At 71.3% G+C, this 24,521-nt stretch carries 19 protein-coding genes and 1 tRNA gene; 9 read left to right on the top strand and 11 right to left on the bottom strand.

Annotated features, from left to right (window positions below; all coding sequences use genetic code 11):
• Positions 1–198 precede the first annotated feature (198 nt).
• Positions 199–2,928 (top strand): phosphoenolpyruvate carboxylase, encoded by a 2,730-nt coding sequence (gene ppc / locus AB0D99_RS17985; RefSeq protein WP_362362333.1) that lies wholly within the window; start codon positions 199–201, stop codon positions 2,926–2,928.
• A 62-nt stretch (positions 2,929–2,990) separates the two neighbouring features.
• Here ppc and AB0D99_RS17980 read toward each other — a convergent pair whose 3' ends face one another.
• From AB0D99_RS17980 to AB0D99_RS17965, 4 genes are all read right to left on the bottom strand, one after another.
• Positions 2,991–3,725, bottom strand: coding sequence for an LPXTG cell wall anchor domain-containing protein (locus AB0D99_RS17980; protein ID WP_362362330.1), 735 nt, complete (start codon positions 3,723–3,725; stop codon positions 2,991–2,993).
• A 126-nt stretch (positions 3,726–3,851) separates the two neighbouring features.
• Positions 3,852–4,295, bottom strand: coding sequence for a hypothetical protein (locus AB0D99_RS17975; RefSeq protein WP_362362327.1), 444 nt, complete (start codon positions 4,293–4,295; stop codon positions 3,852–3,854).
• Between the two features lie 39 nt (positions 4,296–4,334).
• Positions 4,335–4,931: an aminoacyl-tRNA hydrolase gene (gene pth / locus AB0D99_RS17970; RefSeq protein WP_362362324.1), complete on the bottom strand. Its 597-nt coding sequence runs from the start codon at positions 4,929–4,931 to the stop codon at positions 4,335–4,337.
• Positions 4,932–5,034: 103 nt separating this feature from the next.
• Positions 5,035–5,640, bottom strand: coding sequence for a 50S ribosomal protein L25/general stress protein Ctc (locus tag AB0D99_RS17965; RefSeq protein ID WP_362362321.1), 606 nt, complete (start codon positions 5,638–5,640; stop codon positions 5,035–5,037).
• Positions 5,641–5,854: 214 nt separating this feature from the next.
• On the opposite strand from AB0D99_RS17965, the gene AB0D99_RS17960 reads away from it, so the two are divergent.
• Both AB0D99_RS17960 and AB0D99_RS17955 read left to right on the top strand, forming a co-directional pair.
• Positions 5,855–6,814, top strand: a complete 960-nt coding sequence (locus tag AB0D99_RS17960; protein WP_362362318.1) for a LysR substrate-binding domain-containing protein — start codon at positions 5,855–5,857, stop codon at positions 6,812–6,814.
• Positions 6,811–7,704, top strand: coding sequence for a serine hydrolase (locus tag AB0D99_RS17955; RefSeq protein WP_362362315.1), 894 nt, complete (start codon positions 6,811–6,813; stop codon positions 7,702–7,704). The genes AB0D99_RS17960 and AB0D99_RS17955 overlap by 4 nt, the downstream gene beginning before the upstream one ends.
• Positions 7,705–7,810: 106 nt before the next feature.
• On the opposite strand, the gene AB0D99_RS17950 is transcribed toward AB0D99_RS17955, so the two are convergent.
• The 4 genes from AB0D99_RS17950 to AB0D99_RS17935 form a co-directional block, all read right to left on the bottom strand.
• Positions 7,811–8,785, bottom strand: coding sequence for a ribose-phosphate diphosphokinase (locus AB0D99_RS17950; RefSeq protein WP_362362312.1), 975 nt, complete (start codon positions 8,783–8,785; stop codon positions 7,811–7,813).
• Between the two features lie 121 nt (positions 8,786–8,906).
• Positions 8,907–10,352, bottom strand: coding sequence for a bifunctional UDP-N-acetylglucosamine diphosphorylase/glucosamine-1-phosphate N-acetyltransferase GlmU (gene glmU / locus AB0D99_RS17945; protein WP_362362309.1), 1,446 nt, complete (start codon positions 10,350–10,352; stop codon positions 8,907–8,909).
• 122 nt (positions 10,353–10,474) lie between these two features.
• Positions 10,475–10,547 (bottom strand) — tRNA-Gln (locus tag AB0D99_RS17940).
• Between the two features lie 7 nt (positions 10,548–10,554).
• The gene (locus tag AB0D99_RS17935) at positions 10,555–11,421 is read right to left on the bottom strand and encodes a hypothetical protein (protein ID WP_362362306.1); all 867 of its coding nucleotides are present in this window, start codon (positions 11,419–11,421) and stop codon (positions 10,555–10,557) included.
• 155 nt (positions 11,422–11,576) lie between these two features.
• Here AB0D99_RS17935 and AB0D99_RS17930 point away from each other — a divergent pair, with 155 nt between their 5' ends.
• Positions 11,577–12,902, top strand: a complete 1,326-nt coding sequence (locus tag AB0D99_RS17930) for a histidine kinase (RefSeq protein ID WP_362362303.1) — start codon at positions 11,577–11,579, stop codon at positions 12,900–12,902.
• Between the two features lie 197 nt (positions 12,903–13,099).
• Here AB0D99_RS17930 and AB0D99_RS17925 read toward each other — a convergent pair whose 3' ends face one another.
• Positions 13,100–13,591 carry an SUKH-3 domain-containing protein gene (locus AB0D99_RS17925; RefSeq protein ID WP_362362300.1) on the bottom strand — a complete coding sequence of 164 codons (492 nt, stop codon included), beginning with the start codon at positions 13,589–13,591 and terminating at the stop codon, positions 13,100–13,102.
• A 10-nt stretch (positions 13,592–13,601) separates the two neighbouring features.
• Positions 13,602–14,111: a YwqJ-related putative deaminase gene (locus AB0D99_RS17920; protein ID WP_362362298.1), complete on the bottom strand. Its 510-nt coding sequence runs from the start codon at positions 14,109–14,111 to the stop codon at positions 13,602–13,604.
• Between the two features lie 244 nt (positions 14,112–14,355).
• Between AB0D99_RS17920 and AB0D99_RS17915 the strand changes: the two genes are divergently transcribed.
• The 3 genes from AB0D99_RS17915 (at position 14,356) to AB0D99_RS17905 (ending at position 19,112) form a co-directional block, all read left to right on the top strand.
• Positions 14,356–15,339: an SMI1/KNR4 family protein gene (locus AB0D99_RS17915; RefSeq protein WP_362362296.1), complete on the top strand. Its 984-nt coding sequence runs from the start codon at positions 14,356–14,358 to the stop codon at positions 15,337–15,339.
• A gap of 7 nt (positions 15,340–15,346) precedes the next feature.
• The gene (locus AB0D99_RS17910; RefSeq protein WP_362362293.1) at positions 15,347–17,899 is read left to right on the top strand and encodes an SUKH-4 family immunity protein; all 2,553 of its coding nucleotides are present in this window, start codon (positions 15,347–15,349) and stop codon (positions 17,897–17,899) included.
• A 145-nt stretch (positions 17,900–18,044) separates the two neighbouring features.
• On the top strand, positions 18,045–19,112 hold the full coding sequence (locus tag AB0D99_RS17905; protein WP_362362290.1) for a cellulose-binding protein: 1,068 nt from the start codon (positions 18,045–18,047) through the stop codon (positions 19,110–19,112).
• A gap of 21 nt (positions 19,113–19,133) precedes the next feature.
• On the opposite strand, the gene AB0D99_RS17900 is transcribed toward AB0D99_RS17905, so the two are convergent.
• Positions 19,134–20,651 carry an MFS transporter gene (locus AB0D99_RS17900; protein WP_362362595.1) on the bottom strand — a complete coding sequence of 506 codons (1,518 nt, stop codon included), beginning with the start codon at positions 20,649–20,651 and terminating at the stop codon, positions 19,134–19,136.
• 342 nt (positions 20,652–20,993) lie between these two features.
• On the opposite strand from AB0D99_RS17900, the gene AB0D99_RS17895 reads away from it, so the two are divergent.
• Together AB0D99_RS17895 and AB0D99_RS17890 are read left to right on the top strand one after the other, a co-directional pair.
• On the top strand, positions 20,994–21,782 hold the full coding sequence (locus AB0D99_RS17895; RefSeq protein ID WP_362362287.1) for an ABC transporter ATP-binding protein: 789 nt from the start codon (positions 20,994–20,996) through the stop codon (positions 21,780–21,782).
• A complete protein-coding gene (locus AB0D99_RS17890; protein ID WP_362362284.1) occupies positions 21,779–24,352 on the top strand; it encodes an FtsX-like permease family protein in 2,574 nt (857 codons plus the stop codon). The genes AB0D99_RS17895 and AB0D99_RS17890 overlap by 4 nt, the downstream gene beginning before the upstream one ends.
• Positions 24,353–24,521 lie beyond the last annotated feature (169 nt).

Genomic DNA, 24,521 nt, shown 5'->3' with positions numbered 1-24,521 from the left:
CGAAAGGCGCGCGTGGCTACGCCTCCGTAACCTACGGCGACGTAAGTATGGCAGCGCGGTGGCGCGCGGCAAGAGGGGCACAAGAGGGGCTGCGGGGAGTCCAAGGGATGGACACCTATCCTGTGTGCGTCGGACAGCGCGGTCCGCAAGCCTCCAGTTCCCTCCAGACGTGCTCAAACACTGCAAGGAGCCGCACCTGTGAGCAGTGCCGACCAGACCCCCACCGCCAGCGCCGAGCTGCGGTCCGACATCCGCCGACTGGGCGATCTCCTGGGCGAGACCCTCGTCCGGCAGGAAGGACACGACCTCCTCGACCTCGTCGAGAAGGTGCGCAGCCTCACCCGTGAGAACGGCGAGGCAGCCGCCGAGCTGCTCGGCGAGACCGACCTGGAGACCGCCACCAAGCTGGTGCGCGCCTTCTCCACGTACTTCCATCTGGCGAACGTCACCGAGCAGGTCCACCGCGGCCGCGAGATGCGCGAGAAGCGCGCCGCCGAGGGCGGGCTGCTCGCCCGCACCGCCGACATGCTCAAGGACGGCGACCCGCAGCACGTCCGCGACACCGTACGGAACCTCAACGTCCGGCCCGTCTTCACCGCGCACCCCACCGAGGCCGCCCGCCGCTCGGTCCTCAACAAGCTGCGCCGGATCGCCGCCCTCCTGGAGACCCCGGTCATCGAGGCCGACCGGCGCCGCCACGACCTGCGGCTCGCCGAGAACATCGACCTCGTCTGGCAGACCGACGAGCTCCGGGTCGTCCGCCCCGAACCCGCCGACGAGGCCCGCAACGCCATCTACTACCTCGACGAGCTGCACGCCGGCGCCGTCGGCGACGTCCTGGAGGACCTCGCCGCCGAGCTGGAGCGCGTCGGCTTCGAGCTGCCGGCCGGGACCCGCCCGCTGACCTTCGGCACCTGGATCGGCGGCGACCGTGACGGCAACCCCAACGTCACCCCCGCCGTCACCCGGGACGTGCTGATCCTCCAGCACGAGCACGGCATCACCGACGCCCTCGAGATGATCGACGAGCTGCGCGGCTTCCTCTCCAACTCCATCCGCTACGCGGGCGCGACGGAGGAACTGCTCACCTCCCTCCAGGCCGACCTGGAGCGGCTGCCGGAGATCAGCCCCCGCTACAAGCGCCTCAACGCGGAGGAGCCGTACCGGCTCAAGGCCACCTGCATCCGCCAGAAGCTCCTCAACACCCGCGAGCGTCTCGCCCACGGCACCCCGCACCAGGACGGCCGCGACTACCTCGGCACCGCCGAGCTGGTCCACGACCTCGCCCTGATCCAGACCTCGCTGCGCGAGCACCGCGGCGCCCTGTTCGCCGACGGCCGGATGGACCGCACCATCCGCACCCTGTCCGCCTTCGGCCTCCAGCTCGCCACCATGGACGTCCGCGAGCACGCCGACGCCCACCACCACGCCCTCGGCCAGCTCTTCGACCGGCTCGGCGAGGAGTCCTGGCGGTACGCCGACATGCCCCGCGACTACCGGCAGAAGCTGCTCGCCAAGGAGCTGCGCTCCCGCCGCCCGCTGGCACCCACCCCTGCCCCGCTGGACGCCGCCGGCGAGAAGACCCTCGGCGTCTTCCACACCGTCAAGGAAGCCTTCGAGCGCTTCGGCCCCGAGGTCATCGAGTCGTACATCATCTCGATGTGCCAGGGCGCCGACGACGTCTTCGCGGCCACCGTCCTCGCCCGCGAGGCCGGACTGCTCGACCTGCACGCCGGCTGGGCCAAGATCGGCATCGTGCCGCTCCTGGAGACCACCGACGAGCTCAAGGCCGCCGACGTCATCCTCAACGACATGCTGGCCGACCCCTCCTACCGCCGCCTCGTCTCGCTCCGCGGCGACGTCCAGGAGGTCATGCTCGGCTACTCCGACTCCTCCAAGTTCGGCGGCATCACCACCTCGCAGTGGGAGATCCACCGCGCCCAGCGCCGACTGCGCGACGTCGCCCACCGCTACGGCGTACGGCTCCGGCTCTTCCACGGCCGCGGCGGCACCGTCGGCCGCGGCGGCGGCCCCTCGCACGACGCGATCCTCGCCCAGCCCTGGGGCACCCTGGAGGGCGAGATCAAGGTGACCGAGCAGGGCGAGGTCATCTCCGACAAGTACCTCATCCCGTCCCTGGCCCGGGAGAACCTCGAACTGACCGTCGCCGCCACGCTGCAGGCGTCCGCCCTGCACACCGCGCCGCGCCAGTCCGACGAGTCCCTGGCCCGCTGGGACGCGGCCATGGACACCGTCTCCGAGGCCGCCCACACCGCGTACCGCAAGCTCGTCGAGGACCCCGGCCTGCCGGCGTACTTCCTCGCCTCCACCCCTGTCGACCAGCTCGCCGACCTGCACCTGGGCTCACGGCCCGCGCGCCGCCCCGGCTCCGGCGTCTCCCTCGACGGACTCCGCGCCATCCCGTGGGTGTTCGGCTGGACCCAGTCCCGCCAGATCGTCCCCGGCTGGTTCGGCGTCGGCTCCGGCCTCAAGGCCCTCCGCGAAGCGGGCCTCGACCCGGTCCTCGGCGAGATGTACGAGCGCTGGCACTTCTTCCGCAACTTCCTCTCCAACGTCGAGATGACGCTGGCGAAGACCGACCTGCGGATCGCCCGGCACTACGTCGACACCCTCGTCCCCGACGAGCTCAAGCACGTCTTCTCCGCCATCGAGGAGGAGCACGCGCTCACCGTCGCCGAGGTCCTGAAGGTGACGGGCGGCAAGGAGCTGCTCGACTCCAACCCGGTGCTCCAGCAGACCTTCGCCATCCGCGACGCCTACCTGGACCCGATCTCCTACCTGCAGGTCGCCCTGCTGGCCCGTCAGCGCGCCGCCGCCGAGCGGGGCGAGGACCCGGACCCGCTGCTCTCCCGGGCCCTGCTGCTCACGGTGAACGGCGTCGCGGCGGGTCTGCGCAACACCGGCTGACCCACCGCGCGTACGACAGTGCCCCCGCCGGAACCTCCGGCGGGGGCACGTCGCGTACGGGATCAGTGCTGCTGGGCCTTGCGGCGGCGCGTCACCATGAACGCACCGGCGCCCGCGAGGGCGACGGCGGCGGCGGCGATGATGCCGACGGGGGCGCTGGAACCGGTCTCGGCCAGGTCACCACCGGTGGCGGCGCTCGTCGAGGCGGACGGCGTCGCCCCGGCGGAAGCGGAGTCCGTCGCGGACGGCGTCGCGGAGGTGCCCGGGGTGCCGGACGTGGCCGACTCGCTCGGGGTCTCCGACGGGGTACCGGAGGGGGTACCGGACGGGGAGGTCGAGGTCGACGGGGTGCCCGTCGGCGTCGGCTCGGTGGTGGACGGGCAGGTGTGGGACAGGTTGAACCACTCCTTCTTGAACTTGCCCTTGACCTCGGCCGTCGCCGAGATCAGCTTGGCGCCCGGCTCGGAGCTCACGTAGGCGTGCTTGTCGGACGGCGGGCCGAAGACCGTGATGGTCTGGACGCCGCCCGGCTGGAACTCCACCGTCAGCTTGGTGAAGACGGCGTTCTCGCCCTTGCCGCTGCCCGGAAGCACGAAGTGCCAGCCGTCCTTGGTGGCGGGGATGTCCGCGCAGGTCTTCTCCTGCGTGCCGAACTCGTCGGCGGTCAGCGGAAGGTCCTTGGCCTGGTGCAGGGGAAGGACCTGCGGGCTGTCACTGGCCGACGCCGCCGGGGCCAGCACGAGGGAGCCCGCCACGGCCGCGACCAGCGCGCCGGCGGGAATGAGGGATCGTCGCATGTGCAGTCGTCCATCTGGGAGATGAGAGGGATGCCGTGGGGGGCAGCGAGGGCAGCCTAACGGTCCCTTTAAGCCATCCTTAACCCATGGCTTGATAACAATCCCGCCAACCCCTCCCGTTATGGGTCACAACGCGAAGAACGTCCCCACCAGCAGCAGTCCACCCGCCCCCGCCAGGGACCAGGCCGTACGCGTCAGCCGCAGCCCGCCCCCCACGAGCGGCGCCGCGAGCAACAGCGCACCGCCCAACGGCAGCCAGGCGTGCAGACCGCCGCCCCACCCCGTCCGTACGGCCTCCGCCGTGCCGGGCTTCACCACCACCGGAACCGTCTGGCCCTTGTCCACCGCCACCGAGCGGTCGATCGTCAGCGTGCTGTGCGAAGAAGGCGGACCATCCGGGACATAACGGCCGCTGCACGTCTCGTCGTTGCAGCCGGTCACCGTCAACGTGCCGTGCTCACGGCCCTTGGAGAGCAGGATGTGCTGCGCCGAACCCCAGGACGACCACGCTCCCGCGACGAGGAGCAACAGGGCGACCAGGGCCATGGCGGCGTTACGGGCGTGCGTCATGACCCGCGATCGTACAGTCGTACCACTCCGGCCGGACGGTCAGGAGTTGTACGCCGACTGCGCCCGCTCCAGACCCTCCGCCACCAGGCACTCGACGGAGTCCGCCGCCCGGTCGACGAAGTAGTCGAGCTCCTTGCGCTCCGACGACGAGAAGTCCTTCAACACGAAGTCCGCCACCTGCATCCGGCCCGGCGGACGACCGATACCGAACCGCACCCGGTGGTACTCGGCACTCATCGCCTTCGTCATCGACTTCAGACCGTTGTGGCCGTTGTCGCCACCACCGATCTTCAGCCGCAGCACCCCGTAGTCGATGTCCAACTCGTCATGGACCGCCACGACATGCGCCGTCGGCACCTTGTAGAAATCGCGCAGCGCCGTCACCGGACCGCCCGACAGATTCATGTACGACATCGGCTTCGCGAGGATCACCCGGCGGTTGGCGGGCCCGGGAGGACCCATACGGCCCTCGACCACCTGCGCCTGCGCCTTCTGCGCCCGCTTGAACTTCCCGCCGATGCGCTCCGCGAGCAGGTCCACGACCATGAAGCCCACATTGTGGCGGTTCGCGGCGTACTCGGGGCCCGGATTGCCCAGACCGACGATCAGCCAGGGGGCGTTCGCGTCGTCCGTCATCGTGGGACGTCTCCTCGTCTGCGTGTCTACGGGGCGGTGAACAGGGGAACGGGGTGGCGGGCCGCAGCCCACCACCCCGTCCGCGTCAAGCAGAGCCTACGGCTCAGGCCTCGGCACCCTCGGCCTCGGCACCCTCGCCCTCGGCCTCACCCTCGGCGGCCGGCTCCTCGGCCTGCGCGGCCAGAACCTGCAGGACGACGGCGTCGGCGTCGGTCACCAGGGCCGCGCCCTTCGGGAGCACGATGTCCTTGGCGAGGATGGAGGCACCGGCCTCCAGGCCCTCCACGGAGACCGTGACGGCCTCGGGGATGTGGGTGGCCTCGGCCTCGACGGAGAGCGTGTTCAGCACGTGCTCCAGCAGGTTGCCACCGGCGGCCAGCTCGCCCTCGGCCTGGACCGGAACCTCGACCGTGACCTTCTCGCCACGCTTGACCAGGAGCAGGTCGACGTGGACCAGGAAGCCCTTGATGGCGTCACGCTGGACGGCCTTCGGGATCGCCAGCTCGCTCTTGCCGTCCACGTCCAGGGCCAGCAGGACGTTCGGGGTACGCAGGGCGAGCAGCAGCTCGTGGCCCGGAAGCGTCACGTGGACCGGCTCGGTGCCGTGACCGTAGAGAACGCCGGGAACCTTGTTGTCGCGACGGATCGAACGGGCGGCACCCTTGCCGAACTCGGAACGAACCTCGGCGGAGATCTTCACCTCGGACATATGCACTCCTCGTAAGCAGAAACAGAACGGTGGCTACCCGGCCACGACTGGCCTGCTACGAAGAGCGCGTCGATAACGGACCGCCGCACCTCACCGGTACGGCCTCCCTCGCCGAGCAACTACGGCAGTCTACTCGCCCCACGCCGACCCACCCAATTGGATCACCCCGACGACCCCACCGACCCCGCCGGCACCCTGCCTATCCTTGCCGATCATGGACCTGCTGCTGCACCTGCGGTACTTCCGGACCGTCGCCGAAGAACAGCACTTCGGACGCGCCGCCGAACGCCTGCACCTGGCCCAGCCCTCCCTCTCCCAACGCATCCGACGCCTCGAACACGAACTCGGCGTCCGCCTCCTCGACCGCACCAGCCGCGGCACCACCCTCACCCCCGCGGGCCGCCTCGTCCTCACCGAAGCCGAACACCTCCTCACCGCCGCCGACCGGCTCACCACCGCCGTCGCCCGCCTCCGCGACGGCCGGGCGGGCACCCTCCGCGCCGCCGTCCCACCCCGCCTCGGCGCCGCCGCCGTCGGTGCCCTCCTCATCACCTACCGCGACCGCTCCCCAGGCGCCCCACTCGACCTCCGCGAACTCCCCACCACCGAACAGACCGCCGAACTCACCGCCGGCACCCTCGACGTCGGCGTCGTCCGCCACCCCTGCCCCGCCCCCGGCCTCACCTTCGGCCCCCTCCTCCACCAACCCCTCGGCGTCCTCCTCCCCGACACCGACCCCCTCGCCACCCTCACCGACATCCCCACCGCCGCCCTCACCGGCCGCGACCTCGTCCTCTTCCCCCGCGCCGAAGCCCCCGCCCTCCACGACGAAACCCTCACCACCTGCGCCCGGCACGGCTGCACCCCCGCCACCGTCCACGAAGCCACCGGCCCCGACCTCACCCGCGGACTCGTCCTCTCCGGAGACGCCGTCTCCCTCGAACCCCGCACCCCCACCGAACCCGGCACCGTCTGGCGCCCCCTCCGCGACAACCCCGTCACCTGGCGCACCTCCGCCGCCTGGCCCGAAGGCCGCGACCAACCCGCCGTACGCCTCTTCGCCGACACCGCCCACCAGACCCTCCGCGACCACGCGGACATGACCACCGACACCCCCACCGGCGCAGCCGCCAGAATCGTCTTCCCCCGCCCCGCATCGGAGTTCCCCCTGTGACCCCCACCGCCCGCACCCGCATCACCAGGGCCTTCACCGACGCGGGCGTCACCGGACGACTCCACGCCACCGACATCGACACCGGCGCCACCCTCACCCTCGACGCCGACCTCGACACCCCCACCGCCAGCGTCCACAAGCTCTGCGTCATCGCCGCCCTCTACCGACACGCCGCCCACGGCCACCTCGACCTGCGCCAACCCGTCGACATCCCCGCCGAAGGCCGCTCACCCGGCGCCACCGGCCTCGCCACCATGCGCGACACCGCCCGCCTCTCCCTGCGCGACCTCGCCACCCTCGCCGTCGCCCTCAGCGACAACACCGCCGCCGACCTCCTCATCGACGCCATCGGCCTCGACACCGTCAACCGCACCATGACCGACCTCGGCCTCCACCGGACCATCGCCGTCCACACCATGCGCGAGCTCTACGCCACCCTCCACGACGACGCCCACGGCACACCCGCCGCCCTCACCGACCCCACCGTCGTCACCCGCCTCCGCGCCCTCGACCCCACCCGCACCAACCGCTCCACGGCCCGCGAGATCGCCACCCTCCTCGCCGCCATCTGGCGCGACGAGGTCTGCACCGGCACACACGCGCAGGAACTCCGCGACGTCCTCGGACTCCAGGCATGGAGCCACCGCCTCGCCGCCGGCTTCCCCTTCGACGACGTCCGCGTCAGCGGCAAGACCGGCTCCCTGCCCACCCTGCGCCACGAGGCAGGAGTCGTCGAATACCCCGACGGCGGCCGCTACGCCGTCGCCGTCTTCACCCGGTCCGCCGCCACCACCGTGACCCTCCCGGCGGCCGACCGGGCCATCGGCACGGCGGCACGCATCGCCGTGGACGCACTCAGGGCATCAGGGCAGGAGGGCGCGAGGGAGTGAGCGGGTGAGGGGATGAGGGCATGAGGGCGGAGGAGATCACGAACGCATGAGAAAGGCCCGCCCCCCGAAGGGAAGCGGGCCTCACTCGGACCATCCGGAGCGCTGCTCAGTGCTCCTCGAACAGGCTCGTCACCGAGCCGTCCTCGAACACCTCACGCACGGCACGCGCGATCGTCGGAGCGATCGACAGAACCGTGATCTTGTCGAGCTCCAGCGAGCTCGGGACCGGCAGCGTGTCCGTGAACACGAACTCGCTCACCTTGGAGTTCTTCAGACGATCGGCGGCCGGCCCGGACAGGATGCCGTGCGTCGCCGTCACGATGACGTCCTCCGCACCGTGCGCGAAGAGCGCGTCGGCGGCGGCACAGATCGTGCCACCCGTGTCCACCATGTCGTCCACCAGGACACAGACACGGCCACGGACGTCACCCACGACCTCGTGGACCGTCACCTGGTTGGCGACGTCCTTGTCACGACGCTTGTGCACGATCGCCAGCGGCGCGTCCAGCCGGTCGCACCAACGGTCCGCCACTCGCACACGACCCGCGTCGGGGGAGACGATCGTCAGCTTCGAACGGTCGACCTTGTTGCCCACGTAGTCCGCCAGGACCGGGAGAGCCGACAGGTGGTCCACCGGACCGTCGAAGAAGCCCTGGATCTGGTCCGTGTGCAGGTCGACCGTGAGAATGCGGTCCGCACCCGACGTCTTCAGCAGATCAGCGACCAGACGGGCCGAGATCGGCTCACGACCACGGTGCTTCTTGTCCTGACGGGCATAGCCGTACGACGGGATGATCACGGTGATGCTCCGAGCGGAAGCCCGCTTCAGCGCATCGATCATGATCAACTGCTCCATGATCCACTTGTTGATCGGAGCCGTGTGGCTCTGGATCAGGAAGCAGTCCGCGCCACGCGCCGACTCCTGGAAACGGACGTAGATCTCACCGTTCGCGAAGTCGAAAGCCTTGGTCGGCACGAGACCGACACCGAGCTGGTGCGCGACCTCCTCGGCCAGCTCGGGGTGGGCGCGGCCGGAGAAGAGCATCAGCTTCTTCTCGCCGGTCGTCTTGATCCCGGTCACAGCACTGTCTCCTCAGACGTGTTCTCTGGTCGCGACCACCGCGCTCCCGTGCGGGTGAGCGAGCCAGCCGAATTTATGTGCACGTATCACGGTACGCCGAGTTCGACGTACCCGTTTCCGGTCAGCCTTCGCCGGCGGGACCCTCGGCAGCCGCCTGAGCGGCCTGCGCGGCAGCACTGCCGGGCCGCTTCCGGGCCACCCAACCCTCGATATTCCGCTGCTGGCCCCGGGCGACAGCGAGCGCACCCGACGGCACATCCTTCGTGATGACCGACCCCGCCGCGGTGTAGGCACCGTCCCCGATGGTGACGGGAGCCACAAACATGTTGTCCGAACCCGTCTTGCAGTGAGACCCCACCGTCGTGTGGTGCTTCGCCTCACCGTCGTAGTTCACGAAGACGCTCGCCGCGCCGATGTTCGTGTACTCACCGATCGTCGCATCGCCCACGTACGACAGATGGGGGACCTTCGTACCCTCACCGATCGTCGCGTTCTTCATCTCCACGTACGTACCGGCCTTCGCCTTCACACCCAGGTTCGTACCCGGACGCAGATACGCGTACGGCCCCACGGAAGCGCCCTCGCCGATCACGGCGGAATCGGCGACCGTGTTGTCCACCCGAGCGCCCTTGCCGACCCTCGTGTCCTTCAACCGCGAGTTCGGACCCACCTCGGCGTCCTCGCCGACGTGCGTCGCACCCAGCAGCTGCGTACCCGGGTGGATCACGGCATCCGGCTCGAACGTCACCATCACGTCGACCAGCACCGACGACGGATCCACCACCGTCACACCGGCCGTCATCGCCCGCTCCAGCAGACGCCGGTTCAGCAGCGCACGGGCCTCGGCGAGCTGCACCCGGTTGTTGATCCCGAGAATCTCGCGATGATCACCCGCCACCGACGCACCCACCCGGTGACCCGCCTCACGCAGGATCGACAGCACATCGGTGAGGTACTCCTCACCCTGGCTGTTGTCCGTCCGGACCTTGCCCAGAGCGTCCGCGAGCAGCGCGCCGTCGAACGCGAACACGCCGGAGTTGATCTCCTTGATCGCGCGCTGCTCCTCGGAGGCGTCCTTGTGCTCGACGATCGCGGTGACGGCACCGGAGGCGTCCCGGACGATGCGCCCGTAACCGGTGGAGTCCGGCACCTCGGCGGTCAGCACGGTCACGGCGTTGCCGTCGGCGGCGTGCGTGGAGGCGAGCGCCCGCAGGGTCTCCCCGGACAGCAGCGGTGTGTCGCCGCAGACGACCACGACGGTCCCCTCGGGGGCCCGGCCCAGCTCCTCGAGGCCCATGCGGACGGCGTGACCGGTGCCGTTCTGCTCGTGCTGCACGGCGGTACGGGTCCCGGCGTAGTGCGCGTCGAGATGCGCGGTGACCTGCTCACGGGCGTGCCCGACGACCACGACGAGGTGCTCGGGCTCCAGCTCCCGCGCGGCGGACACGACGTGCCCGACGAGGGAGCGTCCGGCGATTTCGTGCAGGACCTTGGGGGTCTTCGACTTCATGCGGGTGCCCTCACCCGCTGCGAGGACGACGACGGCGGCCGGGCGGTTGGCGCTCACGGGAATGCCCTTCGGCTTCGGGTGGTGGACAACCGCAGGATACCGGGGGGTTTCGGAGCGGAAATGAGTGCGGGTCCTGACCGCGGAGGTCAGGACCCGAACGTCGGTCTTGTGCGCTGTTGCTCCCCCGCAAGGATTCGAACCTTGTCCTGCTGGTACCAAAAACCAGTGTGCTGCCAGTTACACCACGGGGGACAGCGCCTCAGACCATACCGGAGACCCGACCGCGTGCGGCATTGATCCCGGCCCACCATCCTTCGATGCGGCAGTACAGCTCAGCGCTCCCCGCGACGTCGATGACCAGGCAACCCCGATATTCCTCCCCGACGTTCTTGCGGACGGTCTTGGCGTTGTGTTTCTTGAGGGTCGTTCGCCGGAGAGTGGTGGTATCGATGCCGATGAGTTCGGCCCAGTACCGCTCCGCGCCCTGAACGTCGGCCGACTCGTGGATCATCACCCTGTAGCCGATGCGCTTCGCGTCGACGCCGAGCAGCTGGAGCCAGGCTCGGAAGGTGCGGATCATGTCCGGGTCACTGTTGACGAAGATCACCCGTTCCCGGCGGGCGTACGACTTGCTCTTCTGGCCTTCGGCCCAGTAGAGCCCGACTCCGATCAGGAAGAGTTCGCGCTCCGACAGTTCGCCGATCTCGAGCTGGGCGGTCTGTCTGACTGCCTTCCGCTCCTCATCCTGCGTGTGACGGAGCTTCTTGAGCCCCGCGTGCATCAAGGCGCGCTGCTCCTCGGGCGTGTACCGGGGCTCCGGCTTCGGCAGGTCCCGGACCCAGAGTGAGATCGAGCTCTTCGAGCAGCCCAGCTCCAGCTGGATCCGGTCGTAGGTCATGCCCTGGAGGCGCAGCTCGCGCGCCCGGGCCCGGAGGTCGTCCTTGGCGTTCGGGCGCTTCGTCCACTCCGGAGGCGGCTCGCCTTCCAGGAGCCGGTTCAGGATGTCGTTGTTGTCGACGCGCAGGCGGTCCCGGATCTGGCGTCGGCTGAGGCCCTCGCGGCGTAGGGCGACGGCCCGCTCGCGCAGGTTCTCGAAGTCCGTGTACCGGCTCGTCTCGGATGTCATACGAACACAGTCGTCCCGGAATGCGAGCATCCGGGTCGAAAGCGTGCGCGATTCATTAGTTCGAGGGACGGGTGTGTGTGCGCCGTTGACGTGCGGCGGTTCCGGGTGCGGCCGTCTCCGGAAAATGACTCGCGCTCGCCCGTACGCTGGAGGGCATGACCACAACGGGGGCGCATCAGGAGACGGCGGCTTCGGCTGCCCGGGGCTGGTGGTGGTGGGAGAGACGGCGTGGCGCGGTGCTCGATGTCGGGCTGGCCGTGGTGTCCGCGCTGGAGTGCGGGCTGGAGGGGGTCGGCTTCGCCGACAAGGCGGGGCTGCCGGTGCCCGTGGGGGTGCTGTTCGGGCTGATGGTCGGTTCCGTGCTGCTCGTGCGGCGGCGGTGGCCGATCGCGGTGGTGCTGGTCTCGGTCGCCGTCACGCCGGCCGAGATGGGCTATCTGATGGGGATCGTGGGGCTCTATTCGCTCGCGGCCTCCGAGGTGCCCCGGCGGATCACGGCGGCGCTCGCCGGTATGTCGACGGCCGCGGTGTTCGTCGTGACGGTGGTGCGGGTGCGTCAGGACGTCGCGCAGGCGGATGTCGGCCAGCCGGACTTCGATCCGAGTGGGTGGTACGTCCCGACGGTCGCGTTGTTCATGACGTTGGGGCTCAACGCGCCGCCGGTGCTCTTCGGGCTCTACATAGGGGCGCGGCGTCGGCTCATGGAGAGTCTGCGGGAGCGGGCCGACAGTCTGGAGCAGGAGTTGTCGTTGCTCGCCGATCGGGCGGAGCAGCGGGCTCAGTGGGCGCGGCAGGAGGAGCGGACGCGGATCGCCCGGGAGATGCATGACGTGGTGGCGCATCGGGTGTCGCTGATGGTGGTGCATGCGGCGGCGTTGCAGGCGGTCGCGTTGAAGGATCCGCAGAAGGCGGTGAAGAACGCGGCGCTGGTCGGTGACATGGGCCGGCAGGCGTTGACGGAGTTGCGCGAGATGTTGGGTGTGCTGCGGGAGGACGCGGCTCCGGTGGTGGCGTCTCCGGTGCCGTTGGCGGCGGTGGGGCGCGCGGCCGCCGCGGCGGCGGAGGCGGCTTCGGAGGACGGTCCGTGTCTGGACGCTCTGGAGGATCTGGTCGAGCAGTCGCGGTTGGCGGGTGTGGTCGTGGAGCTGACGGTGCTGGGTGAGGTGCGGGTGTACGGGGCGGAGGTCGAGCGGACCGCGTACCGGGTGGTGCAGGAGGCGTTGACCAATGTCCACAAGCACGCGGCCGGCGCGAAGGTCGTGGTGCGGCTGGCGCATCGGGACGCGGAGGTCGCGATGCAGGTGGAGAACGGCCCGTCGGACGCGGGGGCGGCCGATGCGCATCTGCCGAGTGGGGGGAACGGTCTGGTCGGCATGCGGGAGCGCGTGAGTCGGCTGGGTGGTGTGTTCGTGTCGGGTCCGACGGACGCGGGTGGTTTCCGGGTGTCGGCGGTGCTGCCGGTGGGGGAGCCGGTGGCGTAGTCGGTTCTCCGGTGCCGGTTCTCCGATGCCGCTTCTTCGGTGAGGGTTCTCCGGTGTCGCTTCTTCGGTGTCGGATCCGTCACGTGGGGTGTGGATATCGAGGTCTGGATATCGGATCCAATATTCAATATCCGGTATCCCGGATCCGGCATCCGGAGATCCGGCTGCGTTGACGGGGCGGTCGGGGGCCTGGCGGCTCAGCCCGTGACCAGGCGGGCCGGCTGTGTCCCGGTGATGAGTGTCGACAGTGCCGCGTCGATGTCCTGGCCGAGGAACCAGTCTCCCGTGTGGTCCAGGCTGTACACCCGGCCCTCCTGGTCGATGGCGAGTACGGCCTGGTGTTCGCCTTCCTCTCCGAGCGGGGCGATCTCGGTGTCGAGGGCGCGTCCGAGGTCGGCGAGGGTGCGGGCGAGGTGGAGGCCGGCGAGGGGGTCGAAGCGTACGGTCGCCGGGGCGATCTGGCGGCCGCTGCCGGGTGAGGTGACGCTGAGGTCGCCGAATTCGGCCCATGCTTCGACGGCGGCCGGGAAGACGTGGTGGCGGTGGCCGCCGGGGGAGACGTGGGCGCGGAGGGTGTCGGCCCATTGTTCGGCGAGTTTGATGTCCCAGCGGCCGGGCTGCCAGCCCGCTTCGCGGAGGGCGGCGTCGACGTTGACCGGGAACCGGGTGGTGCTCAGGTGGTCGGGCATGGGGGTGCGGTCAGCCGTTCTCGACAGTCGAGGTGGGGTCGACGGGGCGTACCCCGAAGTGGGCGAGCATCGCGGTGCAGGAGCGGCAGGGGGCGGCGTAGCTGCCGTGCAGCGGGTCGCCGGCCTCGCGGATGCGGCGTGCGGTCAGTTTGGAGTGTTTGAGGGAGCGGCGGGCTTCGCTGTGGGTGAGGGGTTTGCGTTGGGCGCGCTTGGAGCGGCCGGTCTCGGTGGCGCTGAGGTGGCGGGAGAGCAGGATCGCTTCGGGGCAGCGCCCGGTGAACCGTTCGCGTTGTCCGCTGGTGAGGGTGTCGAGGAAGTCCTGGACGAGGGCGTGCAGGACGGGCGGCTGGTCGCCGCGGCCCGCGGTGCAGGTAAGGGTTTCGCCGCGTACGGAGAGCGCGGCGCCGACGGTGGGGAGGATGCCGTCGCGGCGGAAGCGCAGTAACGGGGCGCGGGTGGGTTCGGTGCTGCTCCAGTTGAGGCGTGGGTCACCCTGAGTGGGCGTTTGTGCTGCGTGCATGGTGCTTTTCTTCCCCTCCTCAACTCCCCCGAGTTGCGGGAACAGACTGCCAAATGGGACGCCTCATGTGGAAGCGGGGTACACAAACGGGGCGTCGGTGTGTCGGAACTATCGCCGGTGTGTCATCCGCCCGTGACACTTGGTCACGGGCTGTGGCGGTGGCTGTATCGGGCCGGGTCGTGGGCTTGTGGCAGCGCATAGGCTGTGCGGAATCAGCCAGTAGCCAGCGCAGGGGGCAACCGCCATGACGACAGGTCGGCTCGGGAATGCCGCGCCGCCGAACGCGGCGTACGCCGGGCAGGTCGTGCACTTCCCGGATCCGGTTCGTGCTTCCCGTCACCCTAGAGGGGTGCGGGTCGATGAGCGGGGTTATCCGGATTTTTCTCCGTACGCCAGGGCTGCGGCGGAGATCGCCGATCCGCCCGAGGGCTTCGGTGTCGACGAGTTGCGGCTGACGGACTACGTGTCGGCGAACGCGGCTCTGGCGGCGACCGGCCATGAGTTGTGGGGGACCATCCCGGCCGTGGCGACTCCGCACGGCTGGACCTGGCATCACGTGGCGGGTGGTCGGCGGATGGAGCTCGTACCGGTCGAGGTGAAGGCGTTGTTGCGTCACCACGGCGGGGTGGCGACGGCTGCCGTCGATCACGACAAGCGGGGTACGCGTCCGTTGCAGGAGACGCGGCCCGCGCACTTCGGGCTGCCGAAGGGTGCGGTGTCGGTGACCGAGCAGCAACTGCTCGGTGTGGAGGAGGATCTGGGCTATCGCCTGCCGGGGGCGTATCGCGCGTTCCTGAAGGCGGCGGGCGGGTGCGCGCCGGTGGGTGCGGCGCTCGACGCGGAGCTCGGTCTTCTGGTGGACCAGCCGTTCTTCACGGTGCGCGAGGAGGCGGGGGTCAATGACCTCGTCTATGTCAACAAGTGTCTGCGTGACCACCTGACGAAGGACTATCTGGGGGTCGCGTTCGTGCAGGGCGGGATCCTCGCGGTGAAGGTGCGGGGCGAGGGCATCGGGTCGGTGTGGTTCTGCGCGTACGACGACGCGCGGGATCAGGACGGCTGGAGCGTGAGTGAGCGCGTGGAGCGGTTGCTGCTGCCGTGCGGCGAGGATTTCGACGCGTTCCTGCAGCGGCTGGCCGGCAATCCGCCGGAGCTGGAGACGGTGGCGAACCTGATGGTGGACGGCGGCTTCGCGCGCGCCGTGCCCGTGGTCCCGGTGGGGGAGTGAGCTGGCTGTGGTGACGTTCGCGCAGGCGCAGGAGCGCGCCGAGGAATGGATCAACGGTGATGTGCCGGCGTACCAGCAGCGTGAGGTGCGGGTGCGTGAGTTCGAGCTGGGCTTCGTCGTGTGGGCGGAGGACCGTGAGGACGGCCCGACGTCGGACGGTGGCCGGCAGCGGCTGGTCATCGCGCGGGACAGCGGCGATGTGACGTTGTGGCCGGGGTTGCCGGTGGGCGAGGTGATCCGGCGGTACGAGGAGGAGTACGGGGCTTCGGAGGGCGCGGACGCGGGTGCCGCGGCGCCGGCGCCGCCGGAGCGGATCGATCTGAACGCGACGTCGTTCCTGCTGAGTCCGCCGGAGTGGCTGCAGGACGCGGCGGACAAGATCGGGCTGCCGTCGGCGCCGAAGGGGCCGAACGCGTCGCAGGCGGGCGGTGGTTCGTCGTCCGCGGAGGGAACGGACGGGGTCGGGTCGGCGACGGCGCCTGCTTCCGGGGCCGCTTCCGAGCCGGTGTCTGCTTCGGCGGGTGCTTCGGCGGGGCGTCCGGTGGAGTACGAGCCGACGGCGTCGGACGGGGTGCCGGCGAGCAGCCCGTGGGCGGACGCGAATGCGAGCTCGGGTGGTGCGCAGGGTTCGGTGCCGCTGCCGGCGACGGTCTTCGCCCCGCCGCTCTCGGGTGCGGACGACGAGGACACGCCGCCTCCGGTGGTGGGTGCGGATGCCCCGACGGCCTTGATGTCGGGTGGCAGTGCGTTGCCGCGGACGGCGATCGCCACGCCGGCCCTGGACCCGCATGCCCCGCCGCCGGCGGGTGAGGGGGTGCCGGGTGGTCCCGGTGCGTCGTCGGGCCCGGGTGGTCCGGCTTCGGCGGGTGGTTCCGGTGTGCCTTCGGCTCCGGGTGGTCCGGGTTCGATCGGCGGTCCTGCGCCGTCCGGCGGCCCCGCGGCTCCTGGTGTGCCTCCGGCTCCCGGTGTGCCCGGTGGTACGCCCGCTCCCGGTGTTCCTTCGCCCGCGCCCGCGGACATCGCGGATGCCGCGACCAGCAAGGCCGCGGTGTCTCCGCGGGGTGCGCGGGGGAGTGGCGCGAACCCGCCTCCGCCGCCGCAGGCGCCGGGTGTGCCGGGCGCGCCCGCGGGCGGCTACGTGCCGACGCAGCTGGTGGCGCAGCTCGGGCCGGACGGGCCTCAGCCTCCTGGGCCGCCCACGCCTCCGCAGCCCGTGCACCAGGCCGCGACGATGCTGGCGCATCCGAGTCAGGGTGGGCCTGGAGCGCCGCCTCCGCCCGCGCCTCCGGGTGCGCCCGGTGGGTCCGACGGCGCGGGTGTCGCGCACGCGGCGACGATGCTGGCGCACCCCGGGCCCGGTGGGCTCGTCGCCCCGCCGGGGCCTCCCGGCGCTCCCGGTACTCCGCCGGGGCCGCCCGGACCTCCCGGTGCTCCCGGTGCTCCTGGTACTCCGCCCGGTGGTGTGCACCACGCGGCGACGATGCTGGCGCAGCCCGGTCCCGGCGGTCCGCCGGGACCGCCGGTGCCGCCGCCGTCCGCGCCGGGCACCCCGCCTCCGGCGTACGGGTACCCGCAGCAGCCCACCGGTCAGCCGACCGTGGGGCCCGGCTATCAGGCCGTGTTGCGGTATCGGGCGCCCGACGGCTCCGAGGCGCAGATCATCCGGCGGTCCGCTCCGGGTACTCCGCACCCGGAGTGGCAGATCCTGCACGAGCTGCGTGCCATGAACGTGCCGCCGCAGCAGGTGCTGGAGCTGCACACGGAGCTGGAGTCGTGTGAGCTGCCGGGTGGTTACTGCGCGCGGATGATCCGGGAGACCTGGCCGCAGGCGCGGATCACGAACATCGCGCCGTACGGCAGGGATCACGCGGGCCGTCAGCAGGGGATGCAGCAACTCCTCACTCACCAGGGCGAGTTGCATCAGGTGGCGGACGGTCCGGCGCGTCCGGCGCCGGTCCGTGCTCCGCTGCCGCAGGTGCAGCCGACTCCGCCGATTCCGCCGGACGGGGTCGCGCAGGAGCTGGCCGGTGCCTTCGGCCCGGGTATCTGCCGGTTCGACCAGCGGGCGGTGTCCCGGCAGGGTGTGCCGGAGGTCGTGGCGCTGACGCTCGTGTGGGCGGGTCTGCCGGCGGACTTCGGGCCGTTCTTCTGGGCGCAGCCGGCCCAGCCGGTGGTGCCGACGCTGGCGGAGCTGGCCGCGCAGCGGCAGGTCCAGCCGGCGTCGGACGCGGGTTCGTACCTGGTGGTCGGCTCGGACTTCGGTCGGGCGATCTGTGTGCAGTACGGGACCGCGCACATCGTCGCCGTACCGGTCGAGGCCGGTCCGGGTGGGCAGCCGGTGCCGCCGCAGTTCGTGAACAGCGGGCTGCCGGAGTTCACCCGTTCCCTGGCGCTGCTCGGCCGGATGTGGCGGCTGCGGTTCGGGCTCAACCCCGAGCAGGCGGGCCGCTGGACGGTCGACTTCCAGGCGCAGCTGGCGATGCTGGACCCGGCGGCGCTGGCGTCGCCGGAGAACTGGTGGTCGGTGCTCCTGGAGCAGATGTGGGACGGGCTGCTGTAGGGCGGCCTCCGGCGGTCCCGGGCCGTTCGTGACCGAAGGCGCTCGACGTGTGCGACACGTCGGGCGCCTTTTGTCGTGCCTGATGGCGCATCCTGGAATGCGAGCAATTCTGTCCATTGCAGGCATTACGGAAAGGTCGTCAGGGATGAGTTTCGCCGTCGTACGCGGTCGCGGTCGCGGCTACCGCCCGAAGCAGGTCGACCGCCGTCTCGCCGCGCTCTCCGACGAACGCGACGCCGCCTGGGAGCGGGCGGCCCGGCTGACCGTGCTCGCCAGGGAGATGGGGGAGGAGGCGGACCGGCTGCGCGCGGAGGTCGACGCGCTGGTCCCGCAGCGGTACGAGTCGCTGGGCGAACGGGCGCTCCAGCTGCTGGAGCTCGCCGAGGCCGAGGACGAGAGTCTGGTGCGGGCCGCCGAGTCGGAGGCGCGGGCGCTCGCGGAGGAGGCGGAGGAGGCGGCCCGGTCCGCGGCCGAGGCGGCCGGGGCGCACGCGGAGGGGGTGCGGGCGGAGGCGGAGGCCGTGGCCGCGGCGGCCCTCGACGCGGCGGGCGAGGAGGCCGAGGCGGCGCGGTCGGCGGCCCGTCGCTCGGCGGAGGGTCAGCGGGCCGAGGCGCGGGAGGCGTTCGAGGAGGCGGCGCGCGGGGCGGCGGCGCTCCTGTCGTCGCAGCGGGAGGAGCAGGCGGCGGTACGGGAGGAGGCCGAGCGGGTCGCGGAGGCTCGGGCGGCCGAGCTGGACGCCCGCCACACGGAGCTGCTCACCGCCGCGGAGGCGCGTCTCGCGGAGGCCCGGCGCGCGCTCGCCGCGACGGAGGAACAGGCCCGGCACGGCCAGGAGGACGCGGAGGCGCGGGCGGAGGAACGGGTGGCGCAGGCCCGGTCACGGCGGGAGCGGATCGAGCGGGCGACGGAGCGGGTGCTGGGCGAGCACGCCGAGGCGAGGGAGGAGATCCACGCCCAGATGGACCACATCCGCACCTCCCTGGCGACCCTGACGGGCCGTCCGCCCCAGAACGCGGCGCCGGAGGACGGTGGTGAGCCCGGGGGCGCGGCGGCCGAGGGCCCTGGCCAGTCACGGGGCGCGGCGGCCGAGGGCGGTGGCGTGTCGCGGGGCGCGGCGGCCGAGGGCGGTGAGCCCGGGGGCGCGGCGGGGGACGGGGCGGGGCCCCGGGAGGGTGGGGGGAGTGCGCCGGAGGGCCGTGACGGCGGCGACTGAGGGGCCGGTGCCCCGTCGGCCTCACGCCTCCCCCGGCCGCTCCTCCTCCCCCAGGATCGGGAAGCGGCGCGGGGCCAGGACCAGCAGCACCAGCAGGGCCAGAGCGGCGGCGCCCGCCGCACCCAGGTACACGTAGTCGACGGCCGCGTCGATCGCGCGGCGGAGCGTGTCGTCCGCGGCGGCGAGGCGGGGCGCGAGGCTGTCCAGGTTCTGCCCCGAGCCGAGGCGGGCGGCCAGGACGCCGTTGGCGATCGCGCCGAAGAGGGCGGCGCCCACGCTCTGGCCGACCTGACGGCAGAAGAGGACGGACGCCGTCGTCGTCCCGCGCTCCTCGTACGGCACCGTCGACTGGACGCCGACGATCAGCGGGAGCTGGAAGAAGCCGAGCGCGCCGCCGAGCAGCAGCATCAGCAGGGCCGGCTGCCACGGTTCCCCGGGGAAGGGGAGGAAGGGGAAGGCGAGCAGCACGAGGAGCGCGAGGGTGATGCCGATGATCGCGGTGCGGCGGAAGCCGATCCGGTTGTAGACCCGGTTGGACAGGGCGGCGGTGACCGGCCAGCTGAGGGTCATCGCGGAGAGGACGAAGCCGGCGGCCATGGAGCCGAGGCCGAGGACGGCCTGGGCGTAGGTGGGCAGGAAGACGGTGGGGGCGACCATCACCAGGCCGAGCGCGCCGAGGGCGAGGTTGACCGCGGCGATGGTGCGGCGGCGCCAGATCCAGCCAGGGATGATCGGTTCGGCGGCCCGCCGTTCCACGAGGACGGTCACCGCGGCGAGGACGAGGGCGCCGGCGAAGAGGCCGAGGGAGGGCGCGGACAGCCACGGCCAGGCGACGCCGCCCTGGACGAGCGCGGTGAGGAGCAGGGTCCCGGTCGCGAAGACGGCCAGGGCGCCGGCCCAGTCGACGGAGACCTTCCGGGGCGTCCTGCCGGGCGCCCGCTCCGGCTCCACCAGGTACCTGCCGATCAGCCAGAGGGCCAGCAGGCCCACGGGCAGGTTCAGCAGGAAGATCCAGCGCCAGTCGCCGTACCCCGCGAGGAGTCCGCCCGCGGCGGGTCCGGCCACCGAGGCGGTGGCCCATACCGAGGAGAGCTTCGCCTGGATCTTCGGGCGTTCCTTCAGCGGGTAGAGGTCGGCGGCGATCGTCTGGATCGTGCCCTGGAGCGCGCCGCCGCCGAGGCCCTGGACGACGCGGAACGCGATGAGCGAGCCCATGTTCCAGGCCGACGCGCACAGCAGGGAGCCGACGAGGAAGATGACGGTGCCGGCGACGAGGACGGGCTTGCGGCCGAAGGTGTCGCAGAGCTTGCCGTACACCGGCAGCGTCACGGTCACGGCGAGCAGGTAGCCGGAGAACAGCCAGGAGAAGACGGAGAGGCCGCCGAGGTCGCCCACGATCTGGGGCACGGCGGTCGAGACCACTGTGCCGTCGAGCGCGGTCAGGCCCATCACCAGCATGAGCGCCGCGACGACGGGTCCGCGTCCGCGCGGCGTGGTGGCCGAAGGCGTGACCTGCCGCGTCGTCGTCCTGCTCACCAGGGAATCCCCTCTCCACGTGCCGACCCGCCCGTCGCCGCGCCCGCCGGCCCCGCCGGCACCGACCTGAATGGGTCGTACATCTAATCCGCTCGGCTCAGCCTCTCACTCGATCCACGGGTGGAGAACCCCTAGGGGGGCCTCCCCCATAGAGGGCAGGGCCCGTTCGTCCCGGCGGAGGACGAGGAGGAGCCCTGTCCGTCTTTAGCTTGGTCTTACGGAAAACCCCAGGGCGAAGAGTGCGACGAGCACCAGTGACCGGCCTCCCCGGCGCCCCGGAGACTCGACATGAGCCCCACTCGACCTACGCGTTCCGACGCAACACCCATCTTGAGGAGACATACCGTGACTTCGGCTGTGACCGTCCCCCAGCGCGGGGACACTGGAGGGAGCACGGCCGTCGCCGCGCGGGCGCGGCAGGTCGTCAAGGCGTACGGAGCGGGCGAGACGAGGGTCGTCGCGCTCGACCACGTCGACGTGGACATCGCCCGCGGGCAGTTCACCGCGATCATGGGCCCCTCGGGCTCCGGCAAGTCGACCCTGATGCACTGCCTCGCCGGTCTCGACACCGTCACCAGCGGCCAGATCTTCCTGGACGACACCGAGATCACCGGGCTGAAGGACAAGCGGCTGACGCAGCTGCGGCGCGACCGGATCGGCTTCATCTTCCAGGCGTTCAACCTGCTGCCGACCCTCAACGCGCTGGAGAACATCACGCTGCCGATGGACATCGCCGGCCGCCGCGCGGACCAGCAGTGGCTCGACCGCGTCGTCTCCACCGTCGGTCTCGCCGAACGCCTCAAGCACCGCCCCAACCAGCTCTCCGGCGGTCAGCAGCAGCGTGTGGCCGTGGCCCGCGCGCTCGCCGCCCGGCCCGAGATCATCTTCGGTGACGAGCCGACCGGAAACCTCGACTCCCGCGCCGGGGCCGAGGTGCTGGGCTTCCTGCGGCAGTCGGTCGACGAGCTCGGCCAGACCATCGTGATGGTCACCCACGACCCCGTCGCCGCCAGCCACGCCGACCGCGTCCTGTACCTCGCGGACGGCCGGATCGTCGACGAGATGTTCCGGCCCACCGCCGACGCCGTGCTCGACCGCATGAAGGACTTCGACGCGCGCGGGCGGACGTCATGACCGTGCTCAAGACCTCGCTGCGCAACTTCTTCGCGCACAAGGGCCGCATGGCGCTCTCCGCCATCGCCGTCCTGCTCTCCGTCGCGTTCGTGAGCGGCACGCTGGTGTTCACGGACACCATGAACACCACCTTCGACAAGCTCTTCGCCTCGACCGCCTCCGACGTCACCCTCAGCCCCAAGGACGCGGCGGTCGACGACGAGACCCCGCAGACCGGCCGCCCCGAGACGCTGCCCGCCTCGCTCGTGGAGCGGGTCCGCGGGGCCGAGGGCGTCAAGGCCGCCCAGGGTTCGGTCATCTCCCTCAGCGTGACCGTCGTCGACTCCCGGAACAACAACCTCGGGCCCACCAGCGGCGCCCCCACCATCGCCGTCAACTGGAGCTCCAACGAACTGCGTTCGGTGGACGTCGCCTCCGGCCACGAGCCGCGCGGCCCCACCGAGGTCATGGTCGACGCCGGCACCGCCGAGAAGCACAAGCTGAAGATCGGCGACGAACTGCGCACCATCGCCGTCACCGGCGACTTCAAGGCGAAGATCTCCGGCATCGTCGAGTTCAAGGTCACCAACCCCGGTGCCACCGTCGTCTACTTCGACACCGCCACCGCGCAGCGGGAACTCCTCGGCAAGGAGGGCCTGTTCACCCAGATCACGGCCGACGCCGCGCCCGGGGTCAGCGACGAGAGGCTGAAGAGCAACATCGCCGCCGCGGTCGGCGGAGGCTACACGCTCCAGACGGCGGCCGAGGTCGCCGACGCGGGCCGCGAGGACGTCGCCGGATTCCTCGACGTCATGAAGTACGCGATGCTCGGCTTCGCCGGAATCGCCTTCCTCGTCGGCATCTTCCTCATCGTCAACACCTTCTCCATGCTGGTCGCCCAGCGCACCCGGGAGATCGGCCTGATGCGGGCCATCGGCTCCAGCCGCAAGCAGGTCAACCGCTCCGTCCTCGTCGAGGCGGTCCTCCTCGGCGTCGTGGGCTCGATCGCCGGTGTCGCGGCCGGTGTCGGACTCGCCGTCGGCCTGATGGAGCTCATGTCCTCCATGGGCATGGAGCTGTCCACCGAGGACCTGACCGTGAAGTGGACGACGCCCGCCGTCGGCCTCCTCCTCGGCATCGTCGTCACCGTCCTCGCCGCGTACATCCCGGCCCGCCGGGCCGGCAAGGTCTCCCCGATGGCCGCCCTGCGGGACGCCGGCACCCCGGCCGACGGCAAGGCCGGCCTGGTGCGGGGCGGTATCGGCCTGCTCCTCACGCTGGGCGGCGCGGCCGCGCTGTGGACCGCCACCCAGGCGGAGAAGGCATCGGCCGGCTCCCTCTGGCTCGGCCTCGGCATCGTCCTCTCGCTCCTCGGCTTCATCGTCGTCGGCCCGCTCCTCGCGGGCGGTGTCGTCCGTGTCCTCGGCGCGATCGTCCTGCGGGTCTTCGGCCCCGTCGGGCGGATGGCCGAGCGCAACGCGCTGCGCAACCCGCGCCGTACGGGCGCCACCGGCGCCGCCCTGATGATCGGGCTCGCGCTCGTCGCCTGCCTGTCGGTGGTCGGCTCGTCCATGGTCGCCTCCGCCACCGAGGAACTGGACCGCTCGGTCGGCGCGGACTTCATCATCCAGTCCGCCAACGGCCAGCCGGTCATGCCGCAGGCCCAGACCGCCGTGGAGAAGACGCCCGGACTGAGCCACGTCACCGAGTACACCTGGGTCGAGGCGACCATCACCGACCCGCGCGGCAAGCCCGTGGAGAAGGGGCTGGTCGCCGCCGAGCCGACCTACGCGCAGGACCTGCGGCGCGACACGGTCGCCGGCGAGCTCTCGGCCGCGTACGGCACGAACGCCATGTCGGTGGGCAGCGACTACGCCACCGAACACGGGGTGAAGGTCGGCGACGAGCTGACCGTCGCCTTCAAGGGCGGCGACACCGCCAAGCTGAAGGTCGCGGCGATCACCTCGGACGAGAACAACGTCGACAAGGGCGTGATGTACACCAACGTCACCACCGCGGCGCGGAACCTGTCCGCGGACAAGCTCCCCAAGAGCATGATCATGTTCGCGACGGCGGAGGACGGCAAGGAGAAGGAGGCGTACGCGGCCCTCAAGGACTCGCTCGCCGCCTACCCGCAGTACAAGGTGCAGAACCAGGCCGACTACAAGCAGGACCTGAAGGACCAGGTCGGCCAGCTGCTCAACATCGTGTACGGACTGCTCGCCCTCGCGATCATCGTCGCCGTGCTCGGCGTGGTGAACACGCTCGCGCTGTCGGTGGTCGAGCGGACCCGGGAGATCGGCCTGATGCGGGCCATCGGCCTCTCGCGCCGCCAGCTGCGCCGCATGATCCGCCTGGAGTCGGTGGTCATCGCCCTCTTCGGCGCCCTGCTCGGCCTCGCCCTGGGCATGGGCTGGGGCACGGCGGCCCAGAAGCTGCTGGCCCTGGAGGGCCTGGGGGTCCTGGAGATCCCGTGGCCGACGATCCTGACGGTCTTCATCGGCTCGGCGTTCGTGGGCCTCTTCGCGGCGCTGGTCCCGGCGTTCCGCGCGGGCCGGATGAACGTCCTGAACGCGATCGCGACGGAGTAGATCGCGGGACGCGCCGCCCCGGGGAGACCGCGCGGTCCCGAGGGAGTCACGGGGGTGCCCCCACGGGCTGTCCGGCCCCCGGTGGACCACGTCCACCGGGGGCCGCAGCCGTGACCGGGCGGGCAGGACCGGCGCGTCCCGAGCGCGCCGGGCCGCGGCCCGAGGGGCG

The sequence above is a fragment of the Streptomyces sp. NPDC047971 genome (assembly GCF_040653355.1).
Taxonomy (GTDB): Bacteria; Actinomycetota; Actinomycetes; order Streptomycetales; family Streptomycetaceae; genus Streptomyces.
This window is presented reverse-complemented; position numbering and strand designations above follow the sequence as displayed.

Excerpts from the sequence above, each read along its gene's own strand:
- AB0D99_RS17975 (WP_362362327.1), bottom strand. The coding sequence starts at position 4,295 with ATGACGCACGCCCGTAACGCCGCCATGGCCCTGGTCGCCCTGTTGCTC.
- AB0D99_RS17905 (WP_362362290.1), top strand. The coding sequence starts at position 18,045 with ATGAGTTTCGCCGTCGTACGCGGTCGCGGTCGCGGCTACCGCCCGAAG.
- pth (WP_362362324.1), bottom strand. The coding sequence starts at position 4,931 with ATGACGGACGACGCGAACGCCCCCTGGCTGATCGTCGGTCTGGGCAAT.
- AB0D99_RS17935 (WP_362362306.1), bottom strand. The coding sequence starts at position 11,421 with ATGACATCCGAGACGAGCCGGTACACGGACTTCGAGAACCTGCGCGAG.
- AB0D99_RS17920 (WP_362362298.1), bottom strand. The coding sequence starts at position 14,111 with ATGCACGCAGCACAAACGCCCACTCAGGGTGACCCACGCCTCAACTGG.
- AB0D99_RS17915 (WP_362362296.1), top strand. The coding sequence starts at position 14,356 with ATGACGACAGGTCGGCTCGGGAATGCCGCGCCGCCGAACGCGGCGTAC.
- AB0D99_RS17960 (WP_362362318.1), top strand. The coding sequence starts at position 5,855 with ATGGACCTGCTGCTGCACCTGCGGTACTTCCGGACCGTCGCCGAAGAA.
- AB0D99_RS17930 (WP_362362303.1), top strand. The coding sequence starts at position 11,577 with ATGACCACAACGGGGGCGCATCAGGAGACGGCGGCTTCGGCTGCCCGG.
- AB0D99_RS17980 (WP_362362330.1), bottom strand. The coding sequence starts at position 3,725 with ATGCGACGATCCCTCATTCCCGCCGGCGCGCTGGTCGCGGCCGTGGCG.
- AB0D99_RS17890 (WP_362362284.1), top strand. The coding sequence starts at position 21,779 with ATGACCGTGCTCAAGACCTCGCTGCGCAACTTCTTCGCGCACAAGGGC.
- AB0D99_RS17925 (WP_362362300.1), bottom strand. The coding sequence starts at position 13,591 with ATGCCCGACCACCTGAGCACCACCCGGTTCCCGGTCAACGTCGACGCC.
- AB0D99_RS17965 (WP_362362321.1), bottom strand. The coding sequence starts at position 5,640 with ATGTCCGAGGTGAAGATCTCCGCCGAGGTTCGTTCCGAGTTCGGCAAG.